Genomic DNA, 1,253 nt, shown 5'->3' on the forward strand with positions numbered 1-1,253 from the left:
ATGCGGGACTGCTACATCAGCGGGTGCCGGTCATTTCTGCGTGCGACGTTTGAGCTTGGTTTCCAGGGCTTGCAGGTCGGCTGCGGCCTCGGCCTCGTCTTGGTGGTCGGCGGCTTGGGCCTCGTGGGTTTTGCGACGGCGGTCGTAGTCGAGATAGAGCTCGGCGGTGCGCTGCTCCATCTCCTCATGGCTGATGGTGCCGGCGTGGGTGAGCAGGGGGAAGCCATTCGAGGTGATGATTTGGTCGACGTTTCCTTTCCAGAAGCTCATGCGGGTTTCCTGACGGCTCTTGGCACGCAGCTCGGCGGTTTCCAGGAAGATGACGACGAGGCGGTTCAGCGTATCAATCTCGTCCTCGGTGAGGTAGTTTTTGGCGATGACGATGTCTGCCTTGCGCACTTTGGCACCTTTCCAGTGGAGGAGGCCGAAGTTTGGATCATCGCCATCGGCCCGGGTGGCGATGAGCTCGGCGGCGGTCTTCTGGGTGACGGCGTAGAGCAGGAGGTTTTGCACGGTGGCAAAGAAGGTCTGCGTGGCCTGGTCGGTCTTATCGTAGTCGCTGCTCAAGGAGAAGAGATCGCGCACCTTTTGGTAGAAGCGCTTTTCGGAGGCCCGGATGTCCCGGATGCGCTCCAGCATCTCGTCAAAGTAGTCGGGGCGGCCGTCTGGATTTTTCAGCCGCTCGTCATCCATGACGAAGCCTTTGACGAGGTATTCTCTGAGAATGGTGGAGGCCCAGCGGCGAAACTGCACGCCCCGGGGGGAGCGCACGCGGTAGCCGACGGCGAGGATGGCATCGAGATTGTAGAGAGTGACGGGGCGCTGCACCTGACGCGCGCCCTCGGTTTGAACTGTCAAGGATTCCTTGACAGTTGCCACGGGGTCCAGCTCGCCGTCCTCAAAGACGTTTTTCAGGTGCAGGGAGATGTTCTGCTTGGTGGCGTCAAAGAGCTCCGCCATCTCCAGCTGGGTGAGCCAGACGGTCTGCTCCAGCGCGCGTAGCTTGATCTGGCTGCGGCCGTCCTCCGTGGTGTAGAGAATGAGGTCATTCATGGTGAAAAGAGGCGGCTGAGTGAAGCTGCTGACTTTGCACCTTTAAAAGCATATCCGTGCTGCTGGCGCCATGTTTTGTTTAGGTGAACACTACCAGGATGCCAGGACAGCCGCGGCTCTCTTTTGAGCGGCGGCTGATACGCGGATGAAGCGGATGTTGTCCCTCCACTTTACCGAACCTCGGCATGCTGATCCCGCAT

Annotated in this window: 1 protein-coding gene; it reads right to left on the minus strand. The window is 59.8% G+C overall.

All coding sequences use genetic code 11. From position 1 onward, the window contains the following. Positions 1 to 30: 30 nt before the first annotated feature. Entirely contained in the window at positions 31 to 1,053 is a 1,023-nt protein-coding gene (locus BGE01nite_RS28780) for a virulence RhuM family protein (protein ID WP_146856409.1), read from the minus strand. Between the last annotated feature and the right edge of the window lie 200 nt (positions 1,054 to 1,253).

The sequence above is a fragment of the Prosthecobacter gellanilyticus genome, assembly GCF_007992435.1.
GTDB classification, from domain to species: Bacteria; Verrucomicrobiota; Verrucomicrobiia; order Verrucomicrobiales; family Verrucomicrobiaceae; genus Prosthecobacter; species Prosthecobacter gellanilyticus.